At 39.3% G+C, this 234-nt stretch carries 1 protein-coding gene; it reads left to right on the top strand.

The annotated features are described in order from the left end of the window. Positions 1-208, top strand: a 208-nt coding sequence (locus tag Q4528_RS16250) for a hypothetical protein (RefSeq protein WP_303522812.1), incomplete at its 5' end; no start/stop codon positions are given. Positions 209-234: the final 26 nt, after the last annotated feature.

Raw genomic sequence — 234 nt, 5'->3', positions numbered from 1 at the left:
ATCTAATGGTGAGACATCTCAAATTGTTCTGGAAGCAAAGAAAAAGGATGGCATAACACCTAAAGAAATAATACATAAGGAGTTACTACCAGATGACAGTATTTCGTTTAGGCTTAGCAAAGTTACCGGCTCAGCTAAAGGCTCTGTCAACCGAGAAGAAGCTAGTAGTGATGAGAATACTCAGACTGAAGACGAGAAATATGTTTGAATGGTCGCCAATTGCCTGTACTATAC

The organism is Staphylococcus pasteuri (assembly GCF_030547725.1).
Taxonomy (GTDB): domain Bacteria; phylum Bacillota; class Bacilli; order Staphylococcales; family Staphylococcaceae; genus Staphylococcus; species Staphylococcus pasteuri.
Note: the sequence above shows the minus strand (reverse complement) of the source record. Positions and strands in the feature narration are given on the sequence as shown.